The organism is Micromonospora sp. NPDC002296 (genome assembly GCF_040296145.1).
Taxonomy (GTDB): Bacteria; Actinomycetota; Actinomycetes; order Mycobacteriales; family Micromonosporaceae; genus Micromonospora.
Map to the genome: position 1 here is coordinate 79,469 of NZ_JBEOWQ010000005.1, position 25,601 is coordinate 105,069.

The 25,601-nt window shown below is 74.5% G+C and carries 24 protein-coding genes; 11 read left to right on the top strand and 13 right to left on the bottom strand.

Annotation, left to right across the window (positions count from 1 at the left end):
* The first annotated feature begins 75 nt into the window (after positions 1–75).
* Positions 76–477, top strand: a complete 402-nt coding sequence (locus tag ABT023_RS06230) for a ChaB family protein (protein WP_350882254.1) — start codon at positions 76–78, stop codon at positions 475–477.
* A 73-nt stretch (positions 478–550) separates the two neighbouring features.
* On the opposite strand, the gene ABT023_RS06235 is transcribed toward ABT023_RS06230, so the two are convergent.
* The gene (locus tag ABT023_RS06235; RefSeq protein ID WP_350882256.1) at positions 551–1,984 is read right to left on the bottom strand and encodes an aldehyde dehydrogenase family protein; all 1,434 of its coding nucleotides are present in this window, start codon (positions 1,982–1,984) and stop codon (positions 551–553) included.
* 72 nt (positions 1,985–2,056) lie between these two features.
* Here ABT023_RS06235 and ABT023_RS06240 point away from each other — a divergent pair, with 72 nt between their 5' ends.
* On the top strand, positions 2,057–3,661 hold the full coding sequence (locus tag ABT023_RS06240) for a phytoene desaturase family protein (protein ID WP_350882258.1): 1,605 nt from the start codon (positions 2,057–2,059) through the stop codon (positions 3,659–3,661).
* A 140-nt stretch (positions 3,662–3,801) separates the two neighbouring features.
* On the opposite strand, the gene ABT023_RS06245 is transcribed toward ABT023_RS06240, so the two are convergent.
* Positions 3,802–4,569 (bottom strand): polyprenol monophosphomannose synthase, encoded by a 768-nt coding sequence (locus ABT023_RS06245; protein WP_350882260.1) that lies wholly within the window; start codon positions 4,567–4,569, stop codon positions 3,802–3,804.
* Between the two features lie 120 nt (positions 4,570–4,689).
* Positions 4,690–5,118, bottom strand: coding sequence for an SRPBCC family protein (locus tag ABT023_RS06250; RefSeq protein WP_350882262.1), 429 nt, complete (start codon positions 5,116–5,118; stop codon positions 4,690–4,692).
* 160 nt (positions 5,119–5,278) lie between these two features.
* Between ABT023_RS06250 and ABT023_RS06255 the strand changes: the two genes are divergently transcribed.
* From ABT023_RS06255 to ABT023_RS06290, 8 genes are read left to right on the top strand one after another with little or no spacing between them, the layout of a single operon-like run.
* Positions 5,279–7,021 (top strand): HAD-IIIA family hydrolase, encoded by a 1,743-nt coding sequence (locus tag ABT023_RS06255; protein WP_350882264.1) that lies wholly within the window; start codon positions 5,279–5,281, stop codon positions 7,019–7,021.
* The gene (locus ABT023_RS06260) at positions 7,018–7,992 is read left to right on the top strand and encodes a glycosyltransferase (RefSeq protein ID WP_350882266.1); all 975 of its coding nucleotides are present in this window, start codon (positions 7,018–7,020) and stop codon (positions 7,990–7,992) included. Before ABT023_RS06255 ends, ABT023_RS06260 begins: the two co-directional genes overlap by 4 nt.
* Entirely contained in the window at positions 7,977–9,194 is a 1,218-nt protein-coding gene (locus ABT023_RS06265) for a glycosyltransferase (RefSeq protein ID WP_350882268.1), read from the top strand. The genes ABT023_RS06260 and ABT023_RS06265 overlap by 16 nt, the downstream gene beginning before the upstream one ends.
* Entirely contained in the window at positions 9,194–9,970 is a 777-nt protein-coding gene (locus ABT023_RS06270; protein ID WP_350882270.1) for a D-sedoheptulose-7-phosphate isomerase, read from the top strand. Before ABT023_RS06265 ends, ABT023_RS06270 begins: the two co-directional genes overlap by 1 nt.
* A gap of 12 nt (positions 9,971–9,982) precedes the next feature.
* Positions 9,983–11,482: a PfkB family carbohydrate kinase gene (locus ABT023_RS06275; RefSeq protein ID WP_350882272.1), complete on the top strand. Its 1,500-nt coding sequence runs from the start codon at positions 9,983–9,985 to the stop codon at positions 11,480–11,482.
* An 11-nt stretch (positions 11,483–11,493) separates the two neighbouring features.
* Positions 11,494–12,180: an SDR family oxidoreductase gene (locus ABT023_RS06280; RefSeq protein WP_350882537.1), complete on the top strand. Its 687-nt coding sequence runs from the start codon at positions 11,494–11,496 to the stop codon at positions 12,178–12,180.
* Positions 12,177–13,175: a glycosyltransferase family 9 protein gene (locus tag ABT023_RS06285; protein WP_350882274.1), complete on the top strand. Its 999-nt coding sequence runs from the start codon at positions 12,177–12,179 to the stop codon at positions 13,173–13,175. The genes ABT023_RS06280 and ABT023_RS06285 overlap by 4 nt, the downstream gene beginning before the upstream one ends.
* Positions 13,159–14,142, top strand: coding sequence for a DNA topoisomerase IB (locus tag ABT023_RS06290; protein ID WP_350882277.1), 984 nt, complete (start codon positions 13,159–13,161; stop codon positions 14,140–14,142). Before ABT023_RS06285 ends, ABT023_RS06290 begins: the two co-directional genes overlap by 17 nt.
* Before the next feature lie 319 nt (positions 14,143–14,461).
* On the opposite strand, the gene ABT023_RS06295 is transcribed toward ABT023_RS06290, so the two are convergent.
* From ABT023_RS06295 to ABT023_RS06340, 10 genes are all read right to left on the bottom strand, one after another.
* Complete coding sequence (locus ABT023_RS06295) at positions 14,462–15,499, bottom strand: AraC-like ligand-binding domain-containing protein (protein ID WP_350882279.1); 1,038 nt, start codon at positions 15,497–15,499, stop codon at positions 14,462–14,464.
* Between the two features lie 149 nt (positions 15,500–15,648).
* On the bottom strand, positions 15,649–16,353 hold the full coding sequence (locus ABT023_RS06300; RefSeq protein WP_350882281.1) for an ABC transporter ATP-binding protein: 705 nt from the start codon (positions 16,351–16,353) through the stop codon (positions 15,649–15,651).
* Entirely contained in the window at positions 16,350–17,354 is a 1,005-nt protein-coding gene (locus tag ABT023_RS06305) for an ABC transporter ATP-binding protein (RefSeq protein WP_350882283.1), read from the bottom strand. Before ABT023_RS06305 ends, ABT023_RS06300 begins: the two co-directional genes overlap by 4 nt.
* Entirely contained in the window at positions 17,351–18,229 is an 879-nt protein-coding gene (locus ABT023_RS06310) for an ABC transporter permease (RefSeq protein WP_350882285.1), read from the bottom strand. Before ABT023_RS06310 ends, ABT023_RS06305 begins: the two co-directional genes overlap by 4 nt.
* Positions 18,222–19,271 carry an ABC transporter permease gene (locus tag ABT023_RS06315; RefSeq protein WP_350882287.1) on the bottom strand — a complete coding sequence of 350 codons (1,050 nt, stop codon included), beginning with the start codon at positions 19,269–19,271 and terminating at the stop codon, positions 18,222–18,224. The genes ABT023_RS06310 and ABT023_RS06315 overlap by 8 nt, the downstream gene beginning before the upstream one ends.
* Positions 19,241–20,839: an ABC transporter substrate-binding protein gene (locus ABT023_RS06320; protein ID WP_350882289.1), complete on the bottom strand. Its 1,599-nt coding sequence runs from the start codon at positions 20,837–20,839 to the stop codon at positions 19,241–19,243. Before ABT023_RS06320 ends, ABT023_RS06315 begins: the two co-directional genes overlap by 31 nt.
* 207 nt (positions 20,840–21,046) lie before the next feature.
* On the bottom strand, positions 21,047–22,192 hold the full coding sequence (locus ABT023_RS06325) for an RNA polymerase sigma factor (protein ID WP_350882538.1): 1,146 nt from the start codon (positions 22,190–22,192) through the stop codon (positions 21,047–21,049).
* 8 nt (positions 22,193–22,200) lie between these two features.
* Complete coding sequence (locus ABT023_RS06330; RefSeq protein WP_350882291.1) at positions 22,201–22,608, bottom strand: YciI family protein; 408 nt, start codon at positions 22,606–22,608, stop codon at positions 22,201–22,203.
* Between the two features lie 251 nt (positions 22,609–22,859).
* Positions 22,860–24,095, bottom strand: coding sequence for a sensor histidine kinase (locus ABT023_RS06335; protein ID WP_350882293.1), 1,236 nt, complete (start codon positions 24,093–24,095; stop codon positions 22,860–22,862).
* Positions 24,096–24,139: 44 nt separating this feature from the next.
* On the bottom strand, positions 24,140–24,802 hold the full coding sequence (locus ABT023_RS06340) for a response regulator transcription factor (RefSeq protein ID WP_350882295.1): 663 nt from the start codon (positions 24,800–24,802) through the stop codon (positions 24,140–24,142).
* Positions 24,803–24,934: 132 nt separating this feature from the next.
* On the opposite strand from ABT023_RS06340, the gene ABT023_RS06345 reads away from it, so the two are divergent.
* Positions 24,935–25,591: a hypothetical protein gene (locus ABT023_RS06345; RefSeq protein WP_350882297.1), complete on the top strand. Its 657-nt coding sequence runs from the start codon at positions 24,935–24,937 to the stop codon at positions 25,589–25,591.
* Positions 25,592–25,601 lie beyond the last annotated feature (10 nt).

Genomic DNA, 25,601 nt, shown 5'->3' on the forward strand with positions numbered 1-25,601 from the left:
GGGGAGGTGGGGTGGGGTGGGGGAGCGGTCCGTGGGTAGTCCGTAAGTAAGGAGTCGAGGCGGAGGAGGAATCACATGCCCGGGCGCGAGGTACTGCCCAGCACGCTGCGGCGCTCCCCGGACAAGGCGCAGCGCACCTGGGAGAAGACGCACGACTCGGCGGTGGAGACGTACGGCGAGGGGGAGCGGGCGCACCGCACCGCCTTCGCCGCCGTGAAGCACGAGTTCGAGAAGGTGGGCGACCACTGGGAGCCCAAGGGCCGCAGGGGACCCAGCGACCGCCAGGCGGCCGGCGGCGGCCCGGAGCGGCGGGCCCCCACGGCGGGCGGGGTGGACGCCAACGCCACCAAGGACCACCTGATGGGGGTGGCCCGCAAGCTGGACGTCCCCGGCCGTTCCCGGATGACCAAGCCCGAACTGGTCAAGGCCATCGAGAAGGCCAACGACCGGCAGACCCGTCGGGCCCGCGGCGACTGACCCCGCGACCCGCACCGCCACCGCCCCGGCGGGGGCGGTGCGGAACTCCTCGACGAGACGGGCCGGGGGTCGCTCACCAGTGGCCGCCGCCGGGGGCCTGCAGGTGGACCGCCTTGGTGGCGGTGAACTCGTCGAGGAGTTCCGGGCCGTAGCCGAAGCCCTGGCCGCTGGCGCGGCGTGGTTGGGCGGCGCCGCCCGGAGCGCCGCCGAAGACGGCGTTGACCTTGACCGTGCCGACCGGGAGTTCCCGCCAGGCCCGATGGGCGTGGCTCATCGATCTGGTGAGCACCGTTGCGGCCAGCCCGTACGGCGAGTCGGCGGCGCACCGCAGCCCCTCGCTGAACGAGTCCACCACGACCACCGGGGCGACCGGACCGAACGTCTCCTCGCGGACCAGGACCATGTCGTGCCGACAGTCGGTGACCACGGTCGCCGGGTAGAACGCCCCCGGCCCGTCCGGCAGCGCGCCGCCGGTGCGCACCCGCGCCCCGTCGGCCACCGCCGCCGTCACCTGCCCGTGCACGTGGTCCCGGTGCCGCCGGTCGACCAGTGGCCCGAGTTCGGTCCCCGGGTCCCGCCCGGGTCCCGTCCGCAGCGCCTCGGCCCGCCGCACCAAGGCGTCGGCGAAGTCCTCGGCGACGTCGCGGTGCACGTAGATCCGCTCCACCGCGACGCAGATCTGCCCGGCGTTGGCGAACGACCCCAGCGCCGCCTGCTCCGCCGCCCAGACCGGGTCCACGCCGGCGTCGACGACGAGCGGGTCGCTGCCGCCGTTCTCCAGCAGCGCCTTGGCGCCGGTCCGGGCCGCCGCCGCGGCGATCGACCGGCCGGTGGCGGTGGAGCCGACGTGCGCCACCACGTCCACGTCACCGGAGGCCAGCGCCGCGCCGACCTCGCCGCCCCCGGTGAGCAACGACAGCACCCCGGGCGGCAGCGCGCCGTCCAGCGCCCTCGCCAGCAGCCACCCGGTCGCCGGGGTCCGCTCGCTCGGCTTGTACAGCACCACGTTGCCGGTCACGAGGGCTGCGCCGAGCAGCCCGCAGGCGACCGCCACCGGGTCGTTCCACGGGGTGATCGCGGCGACCACCCCGCGCGGCTGCGGGGTCATGAAATCGATGGCGTCCGCGCCGCCGAGCAGGGTCCGACCGCCGCGCAGCGGGGCCAGCTCCGCGTACTGTCGCAGGGTGCCGACACCCGCCTCGACGCCGCCCCGGGAGTCCGCCAGGGGCTTGCCCATCTCGGCGGTGATCGCCGCGGCCAGCTCCTCCGTCGTGGCCTCTACCGCGTCCGCGGCCCGGTGCAGGGCAGCCGCCCGCTCGGCCGGGGCGGTCGCCGCCCAGTCGGCCGCCACGCCCCGCGCGGCCTCCACCGCCTTGCCGACCTCGTCCGCCGTCGCCACCGGCACGGTGCTGACCGGCGAGCCGTCGGCCGGGTCGCGCACGACGAACTCGCCGCCCGTGCCGCCCGCGCCCCACACTCCACCTATGAGCTGCGAAACCGTGTACATGCGGCGGTGGATGCCCCGGCCCCGGCGGCGCAAACGCGTTTCACCTGGTAACCGGCCGGGTAGCCGGGTCGGATGATCTCGACCGGGGTGCAGACGGCGGACGCCGTGGTCGTCGGCGCGGGCCACAACGGCCTGGTGGCCGCCAACCTGCTGGCCGACGCAGGCTGGGACGTGCTGGTGCTGGAGGCGACCGGCGCGCCCGGCGGGGCGGTGCGCTCGGCCGAGGTGACCGCCCCCGGTTACCTCAGCGACCTGTACAGCTCCTTCTACCCGCTCGGGTACGCCTCCCCGGTGCTGGCCGGCCTGGAGCTGGACCGGCACGGCCTGACCTGGACCCACGCCCCCGACGTGCTGGCCCACCTGCTGCCCGACGGCCGGGCGGCGGTGCTGAACCGGGACCTCGACGCCACGGCGGCCTCGCTGGAGGCGTTCGCGCCCGGCGACGGCGAGCGGTGGCGGCGCTCGTACGCCGAATGGCTGGACGTCGCCGGGCCGATGCTGGAGACCATCACCACCCCGTTCCCGCCCGTACGCGGCGGGCTCGGCCTGCTGCGCCGGCTGAGAGTGGGCGGGGCGCTGCGGCTGGCCCGCCGCCTCGTCGTGCCGGTGCGCAAGCTCGGCGACGAGATGTTCGACGGCGAGGGCGGCACCCTGCTGCTGGCCGGCTGCGCCCTGCACACCGACCTGTCGCCGGACGAGGCCGGCTCCGGCGTGTACGGCTGGCTGCTGGCCATGCTCGGCCAGCAGGTCGGCTGGCCGGTCCCGGTCGGCGGGGCACAGCGGATCACCGACGCGCTGGTGGACCGGCTCGCCGCCCGGGGCGGCCGGATCCTCTACGACGCCCGGGTGGACCGGGTGCTCACCGCCCGGGGCCGGGCCATGGGGGTACGCACCGTCGGCGGCACCGCCTGGCGGGCCCGCCGCGCGGTGCTGGCCGACGTGCCCGCCCCCGCGCTCTACCTGGACCTGGTCGGCCCGGCGGCGCTGCCGCCCCGGCTGGTGGAGGACCTGGCGCACTTCCGGTGGGACGGGTCCACCCTGAAGGTCGACTGGGCGCTGTCCGGGCCGGTGCCGTGGACCGACCCGACGGTGGCCACCGCCGGCACCGTGCACCTCGGCGCCGACCTCAACGGCCTGACCGGCTACGCCGCCGAGCTGGCCCGGGGCGAGATCCCCCGGGACCCGTTCCTGCTGCTCGGGCAGATGAGCGTCGCCGACCCGAGCCGCTCGCCGGCCGGGACCGAGTCGCTCTGGTCGTACACCCACCTGCCGTTCCGGCGGAACTGGCGGGCCGAGGACGTCGCCGCGCACGTGGACCGGATGGAGGAGGTGCTGGAGGCAGCCGCCCCCGGCTTCCGGGCCCGGATCGTCGGGCGGCACGTCGCCGGCCCGGCGGACCTGGAACGGGGCGACCCGAGCCTGGTCGGCGGGGCGCTGGGCGGCGGCACCGCCGCGGCGTACCAGCAGCTCTTCCTGCGGCCGATCCCCGGCCTGGGCCGCGCGGACACCCCGGTGGACCGGCTGTACCTGGCCAGCTCCTCGGCGCACCCGGGCGGCGGGGTGCACGGCGCGCCGGGCGCGAACGCGGCCCGGGCGGCGCTGGCCCGCGACCGGGCGGTCACCGGGGGCCTCTACGCCGGGGTGATCGGCGCGGCCCACCGGGCGGTCTACCGCTGAGCTCGCCGGCCTGCCGGAGCCCGTAGGGGTCGAGCTCGCGCGGTCCTCCGCCGGAACCCGCCGGCCCAGTGGCCGAGGGTGGCCGACCGGCGGCGGGGTGGCGCGGGCCCGGGCGCTTCGGGCACCCGGGCCGTGGGCCGTCAGCGCTCGATGTTGCGGTGCCGGGTACGCAGCTTGAACGGCATCAGCGCGCTCTCGATCTTGGTGGCGGTGGTCATCTTCGAGTCGCCGTCGCGGCGCTCCTCGAAGCGGATCGGCACCTCCAGGATGGTGTGGCCGAGCTTCGTGGCCAGGTAGTGCATCTCCACCTGGAAGCTGTAGCCGTTCGACTGCACCCGCTCCAGGCCGATGTCACGCAGGGCGTCGGCCCGCCAGATCTTGAAGCCCGCCGTGAGGTCGCGGATGCGCACCCGCAGCAGCGTGTGTACGTAGAGGTTGGCCCAGCCGCTGAGCGCGCGGCGGTACAGCGGCCACGCCTCGTCGAGCTGGCCGCCGGGGACGTAACGGGAGCCGATGACCACCCCCGCCCGGGTGGACAGCAGCGCGCCGAGCATGCCGGGCAGCGCCTCCGGCGGGTGGGACAGGTCGGCGTCCATCTGCGCCACGTACTCGGCGCCGCCGTCGAGCGCCCGGGTGATCCCGTCGACGTACGCCCGGCCGAGCCCCTCCTTGCCGGCCCGGTGCACCACCCGCACCCGGTCGGGGTGTTCGAGCGCCAGCTTGTCGGCCACGTCACCGGTGCCGTCCGGCGAGTTGTCGTCGGCGACCAGCACCGTCAGGCCCGGCAGCGGCAGCGCGAGGAGCCGCTCGACCAGCACCGGCAGGTTGCCCGCCTCGTTGTAGGTGGGGACCACGACGGTCAGGCGCGCGTCTCGCCACGGCTCGGGCAACAGCACGGGTTCGATCATGACGGACATCCTCGGTTTGCCGACAGGTTCATCAAGAGGGTAGCCAGTTACCCGTTCCCTGTCGTAAAGGCTCCCCGTCTGGCACGTGTGACGTGGTGTGTTTCCCGGCCGGGCCGCCGGTCACCGGTCCGCCTTCTGCCGGGTCGAGATGTCGGCGAGCCGGCGTAGCGTCTCCCTGTTGCGCTGGTGCAGCACCAGGTCGTTGAGCTTGTTCCGGACCCAGCGCAGCGGGCCGGCGGCGAAGTCCTCGCCGATGCGGACCCGGGTGGCGTGCTCGCCGACCGGTTCCAGGGTGAACACCACGATCGCCTCGCCGGCCGGCCACAGCCCGGCCCTGAGCACCAGCTTGCGCGGCGGCTCGTGGACCAACACGGTGGAGACGTCCTGGAGGGAGAACGGCCACGGCCCGGCCTTGTGGTGCAGCCGGGCGCCGACCCGGGGCCAGGCGTCGTCGACGTCGCGCACGTGCACCGTGCCGACCACCCAGTCGCTGTACGTCCAGCCGTCCGCGAGGACGTCGAAGACCCGCTGTGGGGGTGCTTCGATCACTTTCTCCACAATCGCCACTGCGCTTCCGTACCCGGCTCCGGGCGGGGCTAACGACCCGGTGGGTCAGGTTCTGCGGCGGCGGGTATCGCCGCACCGGTGCGGCGGCGGCACCGCGCCGAGGTCGACGTTTACTCCTCGGGGCGCAGGGAACCCGCCGCCCGTGCGACGGGACCAGTTGGAGCCGGATCGGCGCAGGTCAGCTCGGGTGGACCCGGGTGCTGACCGCGGTCGGTCCGGCGGTGTCCTGTTCGACGCTGTGTTGCTGGACCGGGACGGGACGTTGGTCGAGGACGTGCCGTACAACGGGGAGCCGGAGAAGGTACGGCCGATGCCGGGGGCGCGGGAGGCGCTCGACCGGTTGCGGGCGGCGGGGCTGCGGCTGGGGGTGGTGACGAACCAGTCGGGTCTGGCCCGGGGGTGTTTCACCGCCGGGCAGATGGGTCGGGTGCACGCGCGGATCGAGGAGTTGCTGGGGCCGTTCGACACCTGGCAGGTGTGCCCGCACGACGACGGGGCCGGGTGCGGGTGCCGTAAGCCTGCGCCGGGGCTGGTTCGCGCCGCCGCCGCCGATCTGGGCACGACTCCGGGGCGGTGCGTGGTGGTGGGCGACATCGGTCGGGACATGACCGCCGCCCTCGCGGCGGGCGCGTCCGGGGTGTTGGTGCCGACGCCGGTGACCCGGGCCGAGGAGGTCGCCGCCGCCCCGCACACCGCCCCGACGCTGCCGGCCGCGGTGGCGGAGATCCTGCGCCGGCAGGCTGCCGTCGTCCCCGCCGTGCCGGGTACGGCGGGAACGGTGCTGGTGGTGCGGTCGGACTCGGCGGGGGACGTGCTGGTGACCGGGCCGGGGATCCGGGCGGTGGCGGCGCACGCGCGGCGGGTGGTGCTGTTGTGCGGGCCCCGGGGTCGGGCGGCGGCGGGGTTGCTTCCGGGGGTGGACGAGGTCGTCGAGTGGCCCCTGGAGTGGATCGACCCGAACCCGGCCCCGGTCGACCCGCAGCGGATCGGTCGGCTGGTGCGGCGGCTGGCGGCGGTGGGGGCGGACGAGGCGGTGATCTTCACCAGCTTCCACCAGTCGCCGCTGCCGCTGGCCCTGCTGCTGCGCCTGGCCGGGGTGCCCCGGATCGCCGCGATCAGCGACGACTACCCGGGGAGCCTGCTGGACGTGCGCCACCGGGTCCCGTCGGGGGTGCCGGAGCCGGAGCGGGCCCTGTCGTTGGCCGCCGCCGCCGGTCACGCCCTGCCCACCGACGACGAACCCCGACTGCGCCTGCGCCGGGACACGGTGCCGGCCGCGCCGTCGCAGCTCGGCCCGCCCGGGTACGTGGTCGTGCACCCCGGCTCGTCGGCCTCGGCCCGGGCCTGCCCGCCGGAGCTTGCCGCCCGGATCGTCCGGGTGCTCGCCGACGCCGGTCACCGGGTGGTGGTCACCGGCGGGCCCGGCGAGCGGGAACTGACCGCCCGGGTCGCCGCCGCCGGGGGCACCGACCTCGGCGGACGCACCGGACTCGCCGAACTGGCCGGGATCATCGCCGACGCGGGCGCCCTCGTCGTCGGCAACACCGGCCCCGCCCACCTCGCCGCCGCGCTCGGCACCCCGGTGGTCAGCCTGTTCGCCCCGACCGTCCCGTTCGGACAGTGGGGGCCCTACCGGGTGCCGACCGTCCGACTCGGCGACGCCGACGCACCCTGCCGTGACACCCGCTCGGCGGGCTGCCCGGTCGCCGGGCATCCCTGCCTCGCCGGGGTCGACCCGGCAGCGGTCCTCGACGCGGTCCGGCTCCTCGGCGTGCCCACGTCGGGGGCCGCCCGCGCCGGGGCCGACGGCGTGGTCGGCGCTGACGACATGGGGGGCGGGCCGCCGGCGTTGGCCGTGCCGGCCGGTCGCGGGAGCGGCCGATGAACGTCCTGGTCTGGCACGTGCACGGCTCCTGGGCCACGTCCTTCGTGCACGGCAGGCACCGCTACCTGGTGCCGGTCACCCCCGACCGGGGCCCCTACGGCCTCGGCCGGGCCCGTACCTACCCGTGGCCCGCCGGGGCCGTCGAGGTCACCCCGGCCGAGCTGCGCCGGGCCGAGGTGGACGTGGTGGTCCTCCAGCGCCCCGAGGAGTTCGACCTGGCCTCCGAGTGGCTCGGCCGCCGGGTCGGCCGGGACGTGCCGGCCGTCTATGTCGAGCACAACACCCCCAAGGGGGACGTGCCCAACACCCGTCACCCGATGGCCGACCGCGACGACCTGCTGCTCGTCCACGTCACCGGATTCAACCAGCTCTTCTGGGACAACGGCAGCACCCGCAGCACCGTCGTCGAACACGGCATCGTCGCCCCGGACGTCGAGTGGACCGGCGAACTCGACCGGCTCGCCGTCGTCATCAACGAGCCGGTACGCCGCTGGCGGGTCACCGGCACCGACCTGCTGCCCCGGTTCGCCGCCCTCGCCCCGCTGGACGTCTTCGGCATGGGGGTCGCCGGGCTGGCCGACCGGCTGGGACTGCCCGCCGACCGGGTCACCAGCCACGACGACGTGCCGCAGGACCGGATGCACGCCGAGCTGGCCCGGCGGCGGGCGTACCTGCACCTGTGCCGGTGGACCTCGCTCGGGCTCAGCCTGATCGAGGCGATGAGCATCGGCATGCCGGTCGTCGCACTGGCCACCACCGAGGCGGTGGTGGCGGTGCCGCCGGAGGCCGGCGCGCTCTCCACCCGCGTCGACGACCTGCTGGCGGCGACCCGCCGGTTCCTCGACGACCCGCCGGCCGCCCGCCGGGCGGGCGCGGCGGCCCGGCGGGCCGCCCGGGACCGCTACGGCCTGGATCGTTTCCTCGCTGACTGGGACCGGCTGCTGGAGGAGGAAGTATGCGCATCGCGATGATCTCGGAGCATGCCAGCCCGCTCGCCGTCCTCGGCGGCGAGGACGCCGGCGGCCAGAACACGCATGTCGCGGAGCTCTCCGCCGCGCTCGCGGCCGCCGGTCACGACGTGCGGGTGTACACCCGTCGGGACGCGGTGGACCTGCCGGTGACGGTCCGCAGCCCGGACGGGTACGACGTGGTGCACGTGCCGGCCGGGCCGGCCGAGCCGGTCGCCAAGGACGCGCTGCTGCCACACATGCGGGCGTTCGGCCGCCGGCTGGTCGACTGGTGGCGTACCGGGGACTGGACGCCCGAGGTGATCCATGCCCACTTCTGGATGAGCGGCCTGGCCGCGCTGGCCGCCGGCCGGCAGACCGGGGTGCCGGTGGTGCAGACGTACCACGCCCTCGGCGCGGTGAAGCGCCGCCACCAGGGCGTCCAGGACACCAGCCCGCCCCGCCGGATCGCCCACGAGCGGGAGCTGGGCCGGGCCGTCGACCGGGTGGTCGCCCAGTGTCAGGACGAGGTCGGCGAGCTGGTCCGCCTCGGGGTGCCCCGGTCCCGGATCACCGTCGTCCCGTCCGGGGTGAACCTCGGCACGTTCACGCCGCTCGGACCGGCCGCCGAGCGGGACCCGGGGCGGGCCCGCCTCCTCACCGTGGGCCGCCTCGTGGAGCGCAAGGGCTTCCAGGACGTGATCCGCGCGATGCCGCTGGTGCCGGACGCCGAGTGCGTGGTGGTGGGCGGCCCGCCGGAAGGGCTGCTGGAGACCGACCCGCACGCCCGGCGGCTGCGGGCCCTCGCCGAGTCCAGCGGGGTGGCCGACCGGGTGACGCTGGTCGGGGCGGTGCCCCGCGAGGAGATGGGCCGCTGGTACCGCTCCGCCGACGTGCTGGTGGCCGCCCCCTGGTACGAGCCGTTCGGGCTGACCCCGCTGGAGGCGATGGCGTGCGGGGTGCCCGTGGTCGGCACGGCCGTCGGCGGGCTGACCGACACCGTGCTCGACGGCGTGACCGGCGACCTGGTGCCGGCCCGGGACCCGCGTGCGCTGGGCGTCACGATCCGACGCCTGCTCGACGACCGGATCCGCCGGTTCTCCTACGCCGGGGCGGCCCGCGACCGGGCCCGGCGCAGCTACTCCTGGGCCGCCACGGCCGAGCGGCTGGCCGACGTGTACGGCCAGGTGGCGGCGGTGCGCCGGCCCACCCGGGTGGTCGCCTGATGGCCGCCGCGCCGCCTGGTCCCGCCGGCCAGCCCGGTGCCGCCGGCCCGGCCGGTGCCGCCGGCCCGGCCGCCCCGTCGGTGCTCGACGGGCACCTGGCCAACCTGGCCGCGGCCCTGCTGCCGTACCGCAGGTCGGAGGAGTTGCTGGCCCGGTGGGGCGGGGAACTGGCGCACCGGCTCGCCGCCGGCGGCCGGTTGCTGGTGGCCGGCAACGGCGGCAGCGCCGCGGAGGCCCAACACCTCACCGCCGAACTCGTCGGCAAGCTCCGCGACGACCGGCAACCCCTCTCCGCCATCGCCCTGCACGCCGAGACCTCCGCCCTCACCGCCATCGCCAACGACTACGGCTACGACCACACCTTCGCCCGGCAGGTCCGCGCCCACGGCCGGCGGGACGACATCCTCCTGCTCATGTCCACCAGCGGCACCAGCACCAACCTCCTCACCGCCGCCCGTGCCGCCCGGGAGGTCGGCCTGCGCTGCTGGGCCCTCACCGGTCCCACCCCCAACCCCCTCGCCGACGCCTGCCACGACGCCCTCGCCATCGACTCGCCGGACAGCCAGGTGGTCCAGGAGCTGCACCTGGTCTCCGTCCATGTGCTCTGCGAGTACGTCGACCGGGTGCTCCCCGCCGCCCTCGCGGCGGCGGGCGGGCGCGGCCCGGGCGGCGCGGTGCCGGCGGCGGGCGCGGCCGGCGGGCCGGACCGGCCGGTGCGCGCCGGGGTCGAGGTGGTGCTGGACGGCGAGGCCGGCCGGCAGGTCGAGGCGGGCTGAGGAGGCGAGCTGATGACGGGACCTGTGGTGGTGGTCGGTGACATCCTGCTCGACCGGGACGTCGAGGGGGTGGTGAACCGGCTCTGTCCGGACTCCCCGGTGCCGGTGCTCGACGAGTCGACGGCCGTGGACCGGCCCGGCGGCGCCGGCCTGGCGGCGGTCTTCGCCGCCGCGCTGGGCGCCGAGGTGGCCCTGGTGACCGCCCTCGCCGACGACGAGGGCGGGGCCCGGCTTAGCACGCTGCTCGCCGCCGCCGGGGTGCAGGTGTACGCGCTGCCGCTGCGCGGCGCCACCCCGGAGAAGATCCGGCTGCACGCCCGGGGACGGGTGCTGCTGCGGCACGACCGGGGCGGACCGGCCGGGGAGCCCGGCGAGCCGAGCGAAGCCGCCCTGCGGCTGCTCGCCTCCGCGTCCGCCGTGCTGGTCAGCGACTACGGCCGGGGGGTGGCCCGGCAACCGGCCCTGCGCTGCGCACTCGCGGCGACCCGCGCGCCCGTGGTGTGGGACCCGCACCCCCGGGGCCCGGCGGCGGTGCCCGGGGTGCACCTGGCCACCCCGAACGAGTCGGAGGTGCGCGAGCTGGTGAAGACCGGGCCGGGCGCGTCCCGGCTGGCCACCGCGTCCCGGGGCGCGCAGGAGCTGCGCCGGCGCTGGCGGGCCGGGGCGGTCACCGTCACCCTGGGCGGCGACGGGGCGCTGCTCTGCCACGCCGGGTCGACGCCGCTGGTGGTGCCCGCCACGGCCAGCGCCGAGGGGGACACCTGTGGTGCGGGCGACCGGTTCGCCGCGACCGCCAGCATCGCCCTGTCCCGGGGCGCGCTGGTCTCCGAGGCGGTGCAGGCGGCGGTCACCGAGGCGTCGGCGTACGTCGCGGCCGGGGGAGTGGCCACGGCCCTGCCGCCGCAGGCCCGGCCGGTCCCGGTGACCGGGTCCCGCCCCGGCGGCGGCGACCGCGTCGGGGTGGGCGCCGCCGCCGCGGTGGTCGCGGCGGTCCGCGCGGCCGGCGGCACGGTCGTCGCCACCGGAGGGTGCTTCGACCTGCTGCACGCCGGGCACGTGGCCACCCTGGAGGCGGCCCGCCGGCTCGGTGACTGCCTGGTCGTCTGCCTCAACTCCGACGCCGGCGTGACGGGCCTGAAGGGGCCGGACCGGCCGGTGGTGCCGCAGGGCGACCGTGGCCGGCTGCTGGCGGCGCTGGGCTGCGTCGACGCGGTGCTGGTCTTCGACGAGCCGACCCCGCAGGCGGCCCTGACCTGGCTGCGCCCCGACATCTGGGTCAAGGGCGGCGACTACGCCACCGACGGCGAGCCGGGGCTGCCCGAGGCGGAGCTGCTGAGCCGCTGGGGCGGGCACACGGTGGTCGTGCCGTACCTCGACGGGCGTTCCACGTCCGACATGATCGCCGCCGCCCGCGCCGGTGGCGCGACGGCCGGATCCGGCGACCGGGTGCCCGGCCCGCCGCCGGGCGTGGCGGTGGGCGTGGACGTCGCGGCGGCGAAGGGGGCACGATGACCGGCAACGCTGTGGGGACGGGGCCGACCGTCCTGGTCACGGGCGGGTCGAGCGGGTTGGGGGCGGCCGTGGTGACGGCCGTGGCCCGGGCCGGCGGCCGGCCGCTGGTGCTGGACCGCAACGCCCCGGCCGACGGGGTGCCGTGGATCGAGTGCGACCTGTCCGACACCCGCGCGGCCGAGGCCGCCACCCGGCGGCTCGCCGAGCGCTCCGGGGGGCTCGACGCCGTCGTCACCGCCGCCGGCATCGACGTGCCCGGCCGCCTCGCCGACGTGCCCGGGGAGACCTGGGACCGGATCATCGCCGTGGACCTGCTCGCCACCGCCGCGGTGATCCGGGCCGCCCTGCCCTGGCTGGAGGAGTCGCGGGGCAACGTCGTCACGGTCGCCTCCACCCTCGGCGTGAAGGCCGTCAGCGACGCCACCGCGTACTGCGCCGCGAAGTTCGGCGTGGTCGGCTTCACCCGCGCCCTCGCCGCCGAGCTGGCCGGGGCGGTCGGCGTCACCCTGCTCGTCCCCGGCGGGATGCGCACCGCCTTCTTCGACGAGCGGGACGCGCAGTACCGGCCCGGCCCGGACGCCAACCTGAACGACCCCGCCGACACCGCCGCCGCCGTCATGTTCGCCCTGTCCCAACCGCCCGGCAGCGCTGTCCGCGAGCTGGTGGTCTGCGCCGAGCGGGAGTCGTCGTACCCGTGATCCTCGTGCTCCGGGCGCTCGGCGTCGGCGACCTCGCCACCGGGGTGCCGGCGCTGCGCGCCCTGCGCGCCGCGTACCCCGACCGGGAGCTGGCCCTGGCCGCCCCGCGCTGGCTGGCCCCCCTGGTCGACCTGGTCGGCGGCGTCGACCGCCTGGTGCCGGCGGACGGCCTGGCGAACCTGGGGTGGTCCGGCCCGCCGCCGGAGCTGGGGGTCAACCTGCACGGCCGTGGCCCCCGGTCGCACCGTGTGCTGGCCGCCACCCGCCCCGGCCGGCTGCTCGCCTTCGCCAGTCCCGACGCCGGCCACGCCGACGGCCCCGACTGGCGGGCCGACGAGCACGAGGTCGACCGGTGGTGCCGCCTGCTCGGCTGGTACGGCCTCCGCGCCGACCGCGCCGACCTCGCCCTGTGCCGTCCCGCGCCCGGCGGTGTGCCGACCGGGGCGACGGTGGTGCACCCCGGCAGCAAGGTCGCGGCCAAGCGCTGGCCGGCCCGGCGGTTCGCGGCGCTGGCCCGGGAGCTGACCGGCCGGGGGCACCGGGTGGTGGTCACCGGCTCGGCGGGCGAGCGGGAGCTGGCCGGGTGGGTGGCGTACCACGGAGGGCTGGCACCGCACGCGGTGCTCGCCGGCCGCACGGACCTCGGCGACCTCGCCGCCCTCGTCGCCCACGCCCGTCTGGTGGTCAGTGGGGATACCGGCGTCGCCCACCTCGCCACCGGGTACGGCACCGCGTCGGTGGTGCTCTTCGGCCCCGTCGCGCCGACGCGGTGGGGGCCGCCCCCGGACCGCCCGTGGCATCGGGTGCTCTGGCACGGCGACGGTGGCCCGCGCGACCGGCCCGCCGCCCGGCCTCCCGAAGCGGCCGACGATTGGCCCGCGTTCGATGGGGTAACAACCGATTCGACACTGGCGGCCGTCCGCCTCGACGAGGTGCTGGCGGCCGTGGACGACGCGGAACGGGCGGTGCGGATCTCCGGTGCGGTTACGGCGTAGCGATCCGGGCAGGCCGGGGTACGGCCGCCGGCGAAGCGGCAGGGGCTGGACCTTCCTCGACCCGAGGGGCGAGCCGGTCCGCGACCCCGGTGAGCTGCCCCGGCTGCGGGACCTGGTGATCCCGCCGGCCTGGCGGGAGGTGTGGATCTCGCCGTACCACAACGGGCACATCCAGGCCACCGGGATCGACGCCGCCGGTCGCAAGCAGTACCTCTACCACCCGCAGTGGCGGCGCAACCGGGACGAGGCGAAGTTCGACCACGTGCTGGAGGTCGCCCACCGGCTCCCGGTGCTGCGCGAGCGGGTGGAGCACGACCTGTCCGGCCACGGGCTGAACCGGGACCGGGTGCTCGCCACGGTCGCCCGCCTGCTCGACATGGGGATGTTCCGGGTCGGCAGCGACCAGTACGCGGTCGGCGACGACGCCACCTTCGGCGTCTCCACCCTGCGCCCGGAGCACGCCCGCAGCCGGCGGGGCTGCGTGGTGTTCGAGTTCCCCGCCAAGGGCGGCATCGACCAGGTGCGGCGGATCGAGGACCCGGAGCTGTGCCGGGTGCTGACCAACCTGCGCCGCCGGCGTCGCCGGGCCGAGCGGCTGTTCGGCTACTGGGACGGCCGGGACTGGCGGGACGTGCGCAGCGACGAGGTCAACGAGTACCTGCGCGCCGCCAGCGGTGGTGAGATGACCGCGAAGGACTTCCGCACCTGGCACGCCACCGTGCTGGCGGCCACCGAGCTGGCCACCCTCGGCCCGGCCCGTTCCGCGACGGCCCGCAGGCGGGCGGTGGCGTCGGTGATGCGCGAGGTCGCCGAACTGCTCGGCAACACCGCGACCGTGGCCCGTACCTCCTACGTGGACCCCCGGGTGGTCGACCTGTTCCACGACGGGGTGGTCGCCCCGGTGGAACCGGGCACGCCCCGGGCGGAGGCGGAGCGACGGGTGCTGGAACTGCTGGAGGACGCCTGACCGGCCCCGTCGACGGTCCTGGGGGGAGAGCGACGGGGCCGGAGCCGGCGGCCGGTGACCGACGCACGGGGATCGTCGCATCGCGCGGCTGGGGACGCGGACGGACGGCACCGGGCGGTCGCCCGCGACGGTGGGTCGCGGACGCCTCGCCACGGCCCCCGTTACGTGTGGGCCGCCGCGGCGGTGGTCCCGCTCGCCGGCCCGCCCCAGTATCGGTGGGCGGCGGCGGAACCGAGTTGACGGTGGACGCCGGGTGGTTGACGATCCGTGCCGTTGCGGGCGGTGCGTCCGGTTAAGCGCTCCGGCGGGCGGTACGGGGTCACTCCTGCGGTGCGGCGCCGGCCGTGGGCCGGTCGGGCCGGCCCGTCTCCTGCCACCGGCTCTCCCGGAAGGCGCGCGGGCTGGTGCCGTACGCGGCGCGGAAGGCGCGGCTGAAGTGGGTCTTGTCGCGGAAGCCCCAACGCGCGCCGATGGCCTGGACGGTCTGGTCGCGCAGCAGCGGGTCGGCGAGGTCGCGGCGGCAGCGTTCGAGGCGGCGTCGGCGGATGACGCCGCTGACGGACTCGTCCTGGTCGGCGAAGAGGCGGTGCAGGGTGCGCAGGGCGACGTGGTGGGCGTCGGCGACGGACTGGGGGGACAGGTCCGGGTCGCCGAGGTGGCGCTCGACGAAGTCGCGTACCTGGGTGAGCAGGGCCTGTTGCCGCATCTCGGTGGGGAGGGCGGCCTCGGCGTCGAGGTGGCGGGCGAGCAGCAGGGAGACCAGGGTGAGGGTGACGTCGGCGAGGTGCGGGGCATCGGTGGCGCGGAACTGCTCGGGTTTCCGGGTGATCCGGTGCAGGTGTTGGGCGAGCAGCGCGCCGGGTCCCTGTGTGCCCGAGATCCGCACCGCCGAGAGCCGATCGACCTTGTCGGCGTCCAGCGGCAGCAGCGCCCGGGAGATGACCACGGTGGCCGAGGCGGCGTCCTCCCGGCCGTGTTGCCGGCTGGCGTGCATGATGTCGTGCGGTCGACCCCAGTCGATGAGCGCGAAGTCACCGCTGCCCATCGCGGTGTCCCGGCGCCGGGCGCTGATCGCGCTGGTCCCGGCGACCGTCAGCGGGATCTGGTAGACCTCCGGGTCGGCCTGGCGGATCAGCCGGGGGGTCCGCCGCCCGATCAGGGACTGGTAGCGGAACCGGGTCAGCTGGATCCCGCCGCCCAGGTCGACCAGCCGGGCGCGGCCCCGGAAGTCGGCCGCGTGGTCGCTGGCGAACGCGATCGGCGCGGAGACCCGTGCCGACATGTCGACCCAGAAGGGCCACCGCTCCGCCGGCGGCAGCTCCGCCGTGTCCACCGTCTCGGCCCGCAGTGTGCCCATCACCGACCTCCCCGTGTGGTGCCCTGCCGGGTTGGCGACCGGGCCGGCCGCCGCTCATCGCCGGTCGGCGCGTCCATCACCCACCTCCCCGTCCGTGGTAGGGCTCCATTGTCGACACGGGGAGCGGCCGGGCCGCCACCGGAGCCCCGCTACGGCCCTCCGGGCGGTCCGGGCTGCCGCACCCAGGAGGCGGCGGGAGCCAGGTCGACGCACCGGTCGGCCCAGCGGTCCATCAGGGTCTGGTCGTGGGTGATGACCAAAACGCCGGCGTGCTGGGCCCGCTGGTAGTCGCTGATGACGGCGGCGACGTGGGCCTGGGTGGAGGCGTCGAGCATCGCCGTGGCCTCGTCGCAGAGCAGGTAGTCGGGGCGGTGCACGAGGGCCCGGGCGAGGCAGGCGCGTTGCAGTTGCCCATCGGACACCGCGTGCGGCCGGCGGGTGCGCAGGTCCGCGGTGAGGCCGACGAGGTCGGCGAGTTCGGCTGTCCGCTCGCGGACCGTCGGCTCGGGTGTCCGGATGGCCCGTAGCGGTTCGGCTATCAGGTCGGCGAGGCTCAGCCGGGGATCGGCGGCCGCGCGTGGGCTCTGGAAGAGGACGGCGACTCGGGTCCTCAGGTCGACCGGTACGCCGTACCGCACGGCGGTGACCGGGGTGCCGTCGATGCTGACCCGGCCGTGGTCCGGGCGGTGCAGGAGGGCCAGGACCCGGACCAGGGTGGACTTACCGCAGCCGGACGGTCCGCGGAGCCCGACCGTCTCGCCCCGGCCGACCCGTAGCGTGACGCCGTCCAGCACGACCTGCCGGCCGTACCCGACGGTCACCTCGTCGGCCAGCAGGTGCTGCGAGCTGGTCACGCGACAGCTCCGGTGGGAATCGGGTGGTGGCAGGCCACCGTGCCGCCGCCGGCGACCGGTGCCGGCGGCGGCTGGCCTGAGCACCTTTCGGTGCGGCGCGGGCAGCGAGGCGCGAAGGCGCATCCGACGGGCAGGGCGGTGAGCGTCGGCGGGTCGCCGGGAACCGGCCGGAAGGCCCGGTCCGGCAGGGCGTCGAGCAGCGCCGCGCCGTACGGATGGGTCGGCGAGGCGAAGAGCCGGTCGCCTTCGCGATGTTCCACGACGCGGCTGGCGTACATGACGGCGACGGTGTCGGCGACCCGGCGCGCCGCGGCCAGGTCGTGCGTGATGAGCACGACGGCGGCTCCGCTGTCGCAGCGGCGCCGGAGCAGGTCGAGGGTGTGATCCACCAGAGGACGGTCCAGGCCGGTGGTGGGCTCGTCGGCGATCAGCAGCGCCGGGTCCGGTGCCAGCGCGAGCGCGGTGACCAGACGCTGGGCCATGCCGCCGGAGAGCTCGTGCGGGTAGCGGTCCAGGTCCGCCGGGTCGAGCCCGACATCGACCGCGAGCCGGTCGGCGCCCCCGCGGTCCCGACCGTGCGCCCGGAGCGTCTCGCGGAGCAGTCGCCGTCCGGTGCGGACCGGGTTCAGCGCGGTGGCCGGGCTCTGCGGCACCAGGCCGACCCGGCGACCGCGCACCTCCCGGGCCAGGTGGCGCTGACCGCAGGTGACAAGATCGACCGGATCGCTGTCCGGGTGGTGCAGCACGGCGTGGCCGGTGATCGTGGCGTTGGCCGGCAACAGGCCGAGCAGCGCGTGGGCCAGGACGGACTTGCCGCAGCCCGACTCGCCGACGACAGCCAGCAGTTCGCCGGCCCGTACGGAGAGGCTGAGGTCGGTGACGGCGTGCACGCTCACGTCGGGCAGCCGGAACCGGACGCCGAGGCCGTCGACGGCGAGCAGCGGCCGGCTCGTGGGGCAGCCGGGTGGAGCCGGCGCGGTGGCCGGTTCGGTGGCGGTCACAGCTGCAGCTCCGCTCGGACCCGGGGATCGAGGCGGTCGCGCCAGTGAGCGGCGAGAACCGCGATGGCGAGGGTGACGACGACGATCATCGCGCCCGGCCCCAGGCTGGCCCACCAGGCGCCGGTCAGCAGCGATCCCTGGCCATCGTTGATCATGTTGCCCAGCGAGGCGAGGTGCGGTGGCAGGCCGAGGCCGAGGAACGACAGGGCGGTCTCGTGCCACACCGCGTGCGGGATCATCAGGGTGGTGGCCAGCGCCAACCGGGGCAGCACGTGCGGCAGCAGGTGCCGCGTCAGGACCCGGCCCCGACCTGCCCCGCCACTGATCGCGGCGTCGATGAACGGCCGGGTACGGAGGCTGAGCAACTCGGATCGGACGATGCGGGCGGTGGAGAGCCAGTGGGTGAGCCCGACGGAGGCGATCACCGCGCCGAGGCTAGGACGCAGCATGGCGACGATGAAGATGCCCAGTAGCAGGTGTGGCAGCGCGGCGATGGTGTCCACGATCCGCATCAGGATCCGGTCGACCCGGCCGCCGAGCGTACCGGCGATCCCGCCGACGACGCCGCCGAGGACGGTGGCGACCAGCGCGGCGACCGCGCCGACGAGCAGCGAGACCCGCAGGCCGTAGACGGCACGATGTGCCACGTCCCGACCGAGGTCGTCGGTGCCGGCGGGATGGGCCCAGGACGGTGCCAGCCGGGTCTGGTCCAACGCGACGGCGCTCTGGTCGAGCGGCCAGACGAGTGGGGCGAGCAGCGAACCGACGACGGCCACCAGGAGGACCAGGCCGGCCGTGACGGCACCGACCCGGCGGGGCCGCAGCCGGGACCGGACCGGCCGGAGCAGCCGGGGCCGGGCAGCGAGGTCAGCCATCGAGTCGTACCCTCGGATCGGCGGCGGCGTAGGCGAGGTCGGCGACGAGATTCGCGGCCAGCACCACCGCGGTGGTGACCAGCGTGATCGCCGCCAGCAGCGGGAAGTCGCTGCCCAACGCGGCGGCGACCGTGACGGCGCCGAGACCCGGCAGGGAGAAGACCGTCTCGACCAGCACCGCCCCGCCGACCAGCTCGGGCAGGTGGGTGCCGATCAGGGTGAGGAACGGCAGCAGCGCGGTACGCAGCGCGTGCCCGAACAGCACCGTCCGCCCGGGCAGCCCGCGGGCCCGCGCCGCGAGCACGTGGTCATCGCGCAGGCTCTCCGCGACCGCGTCCCGGACGAACAGCACGAACCACGGTGCCTGGGACACGGCCAGCACCCCGACCGGCAGGACCAGGTGGTGCGCCACGTCGGGCCAGGACGTGCCGGTCGCGGTGACGTCGGTGAGCCCGCCGGCCGGCAACCACCCCAGGGCCAGGGCGAACACGGCGATCGCGGCCAGGCCCAGCCAGAAGACCGGCATCGACTCGACCGCGTACGCGGTCGCCCGCAACGCCCGGTCGAACAACCCACCCCGCCGGTACGCGGCCAGCGCGCCCAGCAGCAGGCTCGCGACCAGAACCACGGCGAGGGCGACGCCGATCAGCAGCAGCGTCCAGCCGGCCCGGGCGGCGAGCACCGAGGCGACCGGCTCGTGTCGGCTGGTCGACCAGCCCAGGTCCCCCTGGACCAGGTTGCCGATCCAACGCAGGTACTGCACCGGCAGCGGGTCGTCGACGCCCCAGTTCGCGCGGATCTGCGCCAGGTTCTCCTCGCTGGTGGTGAAGGCCGCCGCGCCCGCGTACTGCTTCGCCGGGTCGACCGGTGACGCGGCACCGAGGGCGAACATCCCGACGCTGGTCACGGCAAGCACCGGCACGGCGACCAGGAGCCGACGCCGGACCACCGCCCCCGCCCCGGCCAGCCGACCGGAGCGGGGGCGGCTGCGGGGCAAGGGCACCCGGCCTGTCACGACCGGGTCCAGGTGTTGATGTTCCACCAGAGGCTGTTCGCCACCCCGTGCTCGTGCGGCTCGACCCGGGGGGTCACCCCCTGGACCGAGGACTTCAGCACGTAGCTGTGCCGCAGGTAGGTGAGGAACAGCCACGGTACGTCGGCGGCGAGTTCCTTCTGCACCTGCGCGTACGCGGCCTTACGGCGGGCCGGATCGGCCTGGTCCCGGCCCTCCTGAAGGGCCCGGTCCACCACCGCGGAGCGGTACGAGCCGGAGTTGAAGTAGCCCTGCCCGGCGAACCGCGAACCGAAGAGCTTGTATGAGATGAAGTCCGGGTCGTACGGCGTGCCGTAACCCATCAGCAGGGCGTCGGACTTCATCCGCGGGTCAATGGCATCCCAGGTCAGCCCTGCGGGGGTCACCTCGATGCCGACCTTCTTCGCGTCGGCGGTCACGGCCAGGGCCAGCTCCTTGCGCAGCGTGTCGGTCGCCGGATACATGAGCGCGAACCGGGCCGGGCGGCCGTCCTTGACCCGTACCCCGCCCGGTCCGGGCGTCCAGCCGGCCGCGTCCAGCAGCGCCGACGCGGCCACGACGTCGGCGGTCGGCGTGCCGACGATCGAGGGCTCGGCGAACTCGGAGGTCGGTGGGACCGGGCCGAACGCCGGATCGCCCGCGCCGCCGAGGATGCCGGACACCATCGCGGACCGGTCGACGGCCAGGTTGAGCGCCCGGCGGACTGCGGGGTCGGCGAGGACCGGGTTGCCCATCGGCAGCATCACGCCGCGGTAGTCGGCGGTCGGCACCCGCTGCACCTTGTACGCGGCGTCCGGGTCGAAACCGGCGGCGAGCTTCGGCGGCAACTCGGCCGCGTCGAACTCGCCGGCCCGCATCCGCTGGGCGCGGACGTTGTCGTCCGCGACGAACGCGACCACCACTCGGTTGTTCGCCGGCCGGCCACCGAAGTGGCGTTCGTTCGCCGCGAGCACCAGCCGGTCGCCCGGCGTCCAGGACTCGACCTTGTACGGCCCGGTTCCGACCGGCTTCCGATTGAACCCGGCCGTGTTGATGTCCTGCCCGGCAAGGAGCTTGGCCGGCACGATGCCGAGGGTGAGGCGCTGCAGGAACGGCGCGTACGGGTAGCGCAGCCGGAACACGACCGTAGCCTGGTCGGTCGTTGCCACCGACTCCACCATGTCCAGGTCGGAGCGCAGCGTCGAGTCCACCTTCGGATCCAGCACGGCCTGATAGGTGAAGACGACATCCTGCGCGCTCAGCGCGGTGCCGTCGTGAAACAGCACGCCGTCGCGGAGCCTTGCCGTTACGGTGCGGCCGTCCGGCGACACCGTCGGCAGATCTGCGGCCAGGCCGGGGACCAGCCGGTTGTCGCGGTCCCGGGCGACGAGCCCGTCGAAGATCAGCGAGGCGCCGTCGACGCCGTAGTTGAGCACGGGGTTCAACGCGTCCGGCTCGTCGGAGGTGGCCACGACCATCGTCGTGCCGCCGGCCGAACCGTCGGGGATGGCCGGGGCCGAGCAGGCGGCCAGGGCGAGCATCCCGGCCGCTGCGGTCATCGCCACGAGGCGCCGGAAGGTCGGACGCAACCGGATCACAGAACGCTCCTGTGGTGGGGAGTGGATGTGTGGGCGCGGGGGCGCAGCACGTCCGCAACCGCACCCGTGGATCATTACGGTGGCATAGTTGCAACTCTTTTGCAATTGCCATATATCCGCATTATGAACAGGTGTGGTCTTCGTACCCCAAGGTCCTGGGCCTGCGGCGCCGCGCCAATCGCTGTGGAAGCGTCCGGGCGCGACCCGTCAGCGATGCCCCCGGGCGTTGAGCCGGGCGGCCTGGCGCGTCAGGTGGTCGCGCTCGGCGAGGTTCGGTGCCTTTCGGGCTGCCTCGGCGTACAGCCGTGCCGCCGTCGCCAGGTCGCCGTCGCGCTCGTGGAGGTGTGCCGCCACTGCGGCGTGGCGGGGCAATGAGTCGTCCAGCGCCGCGAGCGCCGCCAGGCCGGCGCGCGGCCCGTCGGCCTCGCCGACGGCCACCGCGCGGTTGAGCCGGACGACCGGGCTGTCGGTCAGGCGCGCGAGCTCGTCGTACCACTCGACGATCTGCACCCAGTCGGTCTCCTCGGCGGTGGGCGCGTCGGCGTGGAGCGCCGCGATGGCGGCCTGGGCCTGGAACTCGCCCAGCCGGTCGCGGGCGAGGGCCGCCTGCAGGATCTCGACACCCTCGGCGATCGACCTGGTGTCCCACCGTCGGCGGTCCTGCTCGGCGAGCGGCACCAGGCTGCCGTCGGGCGCGGTCCGGGCGGCGCGCCGGGCGTGGTGGACCAGCATGAGGGCGAGCAGCCCCGCCACCTCGGGGTGGTTGATCGCGGCCGCGAGCTGCCGGGTGAGCCGGATGGCCTCGGCGGCGAGGTCGACGTCACCGGAGTAACCCTCGTTGAAGACCAGGTAGAGGACGCGCAGCACGGTGGCGACGCCGCCGGGCTGGTCCAGCCGCACGCCGGAGACGGTGCGCTTGGCCCGGCTGATGCGCTGCGCCATGGTCGCCTCGGGCACCAGGTAGGCCTGGGCGATCTGGCGGGTGGTCAGCCCGCCGACGGCGCGCAGCGTGAGCGCGACCGCGGACGACGGCGTCAGCGACGGGTGGGCACACAGGAAGTAGAGCTGGAGCGTGTCGTCCACCGTGGGCGCGGGCCCGGCCGTCGGCTCCTCGTCGACGAGGTCCTCACGCCGGCGGCGGGCGGCGTCCGCCCGGGTCGCGTCGAGGAACCGGCGCCAGGCCACGGTGACGAGCCAGCCCTTCGGGTCCCGCGGCGGGTCGGCCGGCCAGACGCGGACCGCCTCGACCAGCGCCTCCTGCACGGCGTCCTCGGCCGCCGCGAAGTCGGCTCCGCGGCGGCCGAGGATCCCGAGCACGCTCGGCGTGAGGCTCCGGAGCAGGACCTCGGTCACCGGAAAGGTCACTCCGTGATGGTGGGCGGCGCGGCCAGGAACGGGCGTACCTCGAGCCACTCGTGGATCGGCTTCCCGCCCGCCCCAGGGGCGGCCGACAGGTCCCCGGCCAGCTCGACGGCGCGCTCGTAGCTGTCGACGTCGATCACCATCCAGCCGGCGATGAGGTCCTTGGTCTCGGCGAACGGACCGTCGGTGACGGGCGGGCGACCCTCGCCGTCGTACCGGACGAACGTCCCCTCGGGGGCGAGCGCCTGACCGTCGACGAACTCGCCGGTCCCTTCGAGCCGGGCCGCGAAGTCGTTCATGTACTGCACGTGGGCCGAGATCTCCTCCGGCGTCCACCGGTCCATGGGCACGTCGTTGACCGCAGCCGGGGCGCCGCGGTAGTGCTTGAGCAGCAAATACTTGGCCATCGTGTTTCTCCTCGATGCTGGTGCGACCCATTCTGGTCACCTTCGCCTCGGGGACGGAGCCAGTCACGAGATCTCGACATCGCCGTCCGAGTCTCTTCGGGTGGGGCGTCGGCCACCAGACCGGAGGTGTGCAGCGCCGGCAGCACGTCCGGGTCGAACTGCGCCTCTTGGGTCCGCCCGACGAGCTCGCGGATCCTCTTCTCGTCGGCTGACTGCGGATCCGAAGAAACAAGGGGTTTACCAACCAACGTTCAAAGACGAGGCGCTAGCTCTACGCTCGGATTCGGCGTGACCAGTTTCTGCGCGCGGCTGGTAAAAGGGCGGTCCGGTACGTGGGCATGGACGACGAGGCCGCCGTTCTCTCGAGGGTTGATGGTCAGTGTGCCGTTGTGGCGTTCGATGATGCGCTTCATGATGGCCAGGCCCAGCCCGTAGCCCGGGTTCTGCTCCTGTGCGAGCCGAGTGGTTTTGCCGTGGTTGAAGGGTGCGGTGAGATCGTCGATCGTGTCGGGGTCGATGGGCTCCCCGGTGTTGGAGATGGTGATGTCGATGCCGCCGGCGCGGGCCAGGGTTCGGATGTCGACCTGGCCGTCGTCGATGTTGTGCCGCACGGCATTGATGATGGCGTTGCGAAGGAACTGTTCGATCAGCGTCTTGTCCGCGGTGAGCGGCCGATCCGTTGTCTCGACGGTGATGTTCAGGCCGCGGACGGCGACCAGCCCGTCGAGGTCGGTCAGGGCTTCGCGGATCGCCGCAGCCAAGTCGACCGGCTCTGGCTCCCCCATCTTGGACGTTTCGGCGCGGGCGAGATCCAGGAGGGCGTTGAGGATGGTCTCGCTGCGCTTGGTCGCGGTGAGCGCACGGGTGACGGCTGGTTCGAGGTGGGTTGGGACTCGTCCCTGTTCGAGGGGGATTTCGAGGGCCGTGCGGGCCGTGGCGACGGGGGTACGGAGTTCATGGGACGCGTTGGCGATGAACTCGCGTTGCCGGGCGAAGGAATCTTCGAGTCGGTCAAGCATCTGGTCGATCGTGTCGCCGAGTTCTTTGATCTCGTCGGTCGGGCCGGGCAGCTTCAGTCGTGCGTCGAGTTGGTGTTGGGTGATGGAACGAGCGGACGAGGTGATGTCGGCGATCCGGGTGAGGGCGGCGCGGGAGAGCCTGGATGCGGCGAAAGCAGCGAAGACGGCGAAGACGGCGAGGATTCCCAGGCACCACCACACGAGGCCGGCGAGTATGTCGTCGCGAAGCGTGATCTGGGTCCGATCAATAACTCCTTGGATTCCCCCCGTCGGCAGCTCGCCGGGGTATGTGACGGAACCCGGTTCGAGTAGCGGGTCGCCGCTCTGCCAGGCAACCACCGTGCCGTCGGTGCCGATGAACTCATTGACCCCGCCGTGCTGAGCGGTGTCGAACAGGTGAGCCACAGCGATGTAGACGACGGCGAGCAGGACGATTCCGGCGGTGAGAAACGCTGCGGTGAAGGTCACCGTGAGTCGGGTGCGGAAGCTGTGCAGGCGGGGCGTCCGGCGACTCATGACGGGGCCTCGACTCGATAACCGCGTCCATGCTCAGCGACAATCAGGTCCGGTGTGCCGAGCTTACGGCGCAGGGAGTAGACGGCCATCTTCACGGCGGCGCGTTCGGTGTCGTAGTCCTCGTCCCAGGCATGGTCGATGAGCTGCCGATAGGTCACGAGACCTCCGTTTGCGACAACAAGGGCTTCGAGTACCGCGTACTCCTTGGTGCTGAGGCGCACCGGTGTTCCACGCCGGGTCACCTTCTGACCAGCGGTGTCCACGACGAGGTCCGCAACGCTGCGGGAGGCATCGCCGGGGTCGAGTCGGCGGGCGAGGGCGTTGATGCGGGCGGTCAGCTCACGGTAGGCGAAGGGCTTCGTCAGGTAGTCATCCGCCCCGAGGTCCAGGCCTTCGACGCGGTCGTCAAGTCCGGCGGCGGCGGTCAGCATGAGAATGCGTACGGGGTGGCGCATGGCCGACAGGGTCCGGCAGACGGTGTCACCGTCGAGGATGGGCAGGTTGCGGTCCAGCACCATCACCTCCGGATCGCTGAGCTGGAGCCGGCTGAGCGCGGTCGCGCCGTCGTGAGCGACGTCGACCGTGTACCCGTCGGCGCGCAGCCCCTCGGCCAGGCTCGTGGCGAGGTCGATCTCGTCTTCCACGATCAGCACTCTCATCACCCCATTGTCCGGCCGGACGGTAAGGAAACGGTCAGGAGCGCGCTGACCGTTCGCTGACCGCCGACCGTCTAGAACTTCTCCTGACCGATCCCGCGACACCGGGATGCAACCCGTCAGTGAGGACGAACCATGTTCAGCAACGACCACCGGCCAGCCATGACGAGGCTGTTCGTCGTGGGCGCCGCGCTTGCCGCGGCTCTCACCCTTGCCGGCTGCACGTCCACGCCCAAGGTGCCCTCCGCCGGCGACGTACCCGTGGGTAAGGGCGATGCGAAGGCGGCGGCGGAAGCGTACGCGGACTGTTTGCGCGCCGAAGGGGTGCAGAACGTGATGGTCGGACCGGACGGCTATGTCGGACCCGGTATCTCGATTGATTCCGCTCAGGGAAACAGCAGCCCCGGCGCGGTCAAGTTTGACGCGGCAGCGGCCGAACTCTCCGCGGCCGCCGAAAAGGTCTGCCGGGCGAAGGTGCCCCAGTACGAGCCGCCACGGAACGGCGACGGGACCGACCCGGCCCTGGCGGAGGCGTCCCGTGCGTTCGCGAAGTGTGCCAGGGAGAACGGCATCGCGGCCTTTCCGGACCCGGAAGGCGCGTCCGCGGAGATGGCAGTGCCGGCCGGGACGACGAAGGAACAGTTCTTCGCCATGTTCGCGGCATGCAAGAGGACGATCGTGCCGGCCGGCGACAAGAAGGGTACGTTCGTTGCCCCGAACTTCACGGGCGCGTTCGACGCAGCCTGGAGCGAGGAGCTGTACTCCCGCATCATCGATGGCCCGAACTCCTAGGCGAGGCGGG

Bases quoted from the DNA above. Each gene is read 5' to 3' on its own strand.
- ABT023_RS06230 (WP_350882254.1), top strand. From the start codon at position 76: ATGCCCGGGCGCGAGGTACTGCCCAGCACGCTGCGGCGCTCCCCGGAC.
- ABT023_RS06235 (WP_350882256.1), bottom strand. From the start codon at position 1,984: ATGTACACGGTTTCGCAGCTCATAGGTGGAGTGTGGGGCGCGGGCGGC.
- ABT023_RS06240 (WP_350882258.1), top strand. From the start codon at position 2,057: ATGATCTCGACCGGGGTGCAGACGGCGGACGCCGTGGTCGTCGGCGCG.
- ABT023_RS06245 (WP_350882260.1), bottom strand. From the start codon at position 4,569: ATGATCGAACCCGTGCTGTTGCCCGAGCCGTGGCGAGACGCGCGCCTG.
- ABT023_RS06260 (WP_350882266.1), top strand. From the start codon at position 7,018: ATGAACGTCCTGGTCTGGCACGTGCACGGCTCCTGGGCCACGTCCTTC.
- ABT023_RS06265 (WP_350882268.1), top strand. From the start codon at position 7,977: ATGCGCATCGCGATGATCTCGGAGCATGCCAGCCCGCTCGCCGTCCTC.
- ABT023_RS06270 (WP_350882270.1), top strand. From the start codon at position 9,194: ATGGCCGCCGCGCCGCCTGGTCCCGCCGGCCAGCCCGGTGCCGCCGGC.
- ABT023_RS06275 (WP_350882272.1), top strand. From the start codon at position 9,983: ATGACGGGACCTGTGGTGGTGGTCGGTGACATCCTGCTCGACCGGGAC.
- ABT023_RS06295 (WP_350882279.1), bottom strand. From the start codon at position 15,499: ATGGGCACACTGCGGGCCGAGACGGTGGACACGGCGGAGCTGCCGCCG.
- ABT023_RS06310 (WP_350882285.1), bottom strand. From the start codon at position 18,229: ATGGCTGACCTCGCTGCCCGGCCCCGGCTGCTCCGGCCGGTCCGGTCC.
- ABT023_RS06330 (WP_350882291.1), bottom strand. From the start codon at position 22,608: ATGGCCAAGTATTTGCTGCTCAAGCACTACCGCGGCGCCCCGGCTGCG.
- ABT023_RS06340 (WP_350882295.1), bottom strand. From the start codon at position 24,802: ATGAGAGTGCTGATCGTGGAAGACGAGATCGACCTCGCCACGAGCCTG.
- ABT023_RS06345 (WP_350882297.1), top strand. From the start codon at position 24,935: ATGTTCAGCAACGACCACCGGCCAGCCATGACGAGGCTGTTCGTCGTG.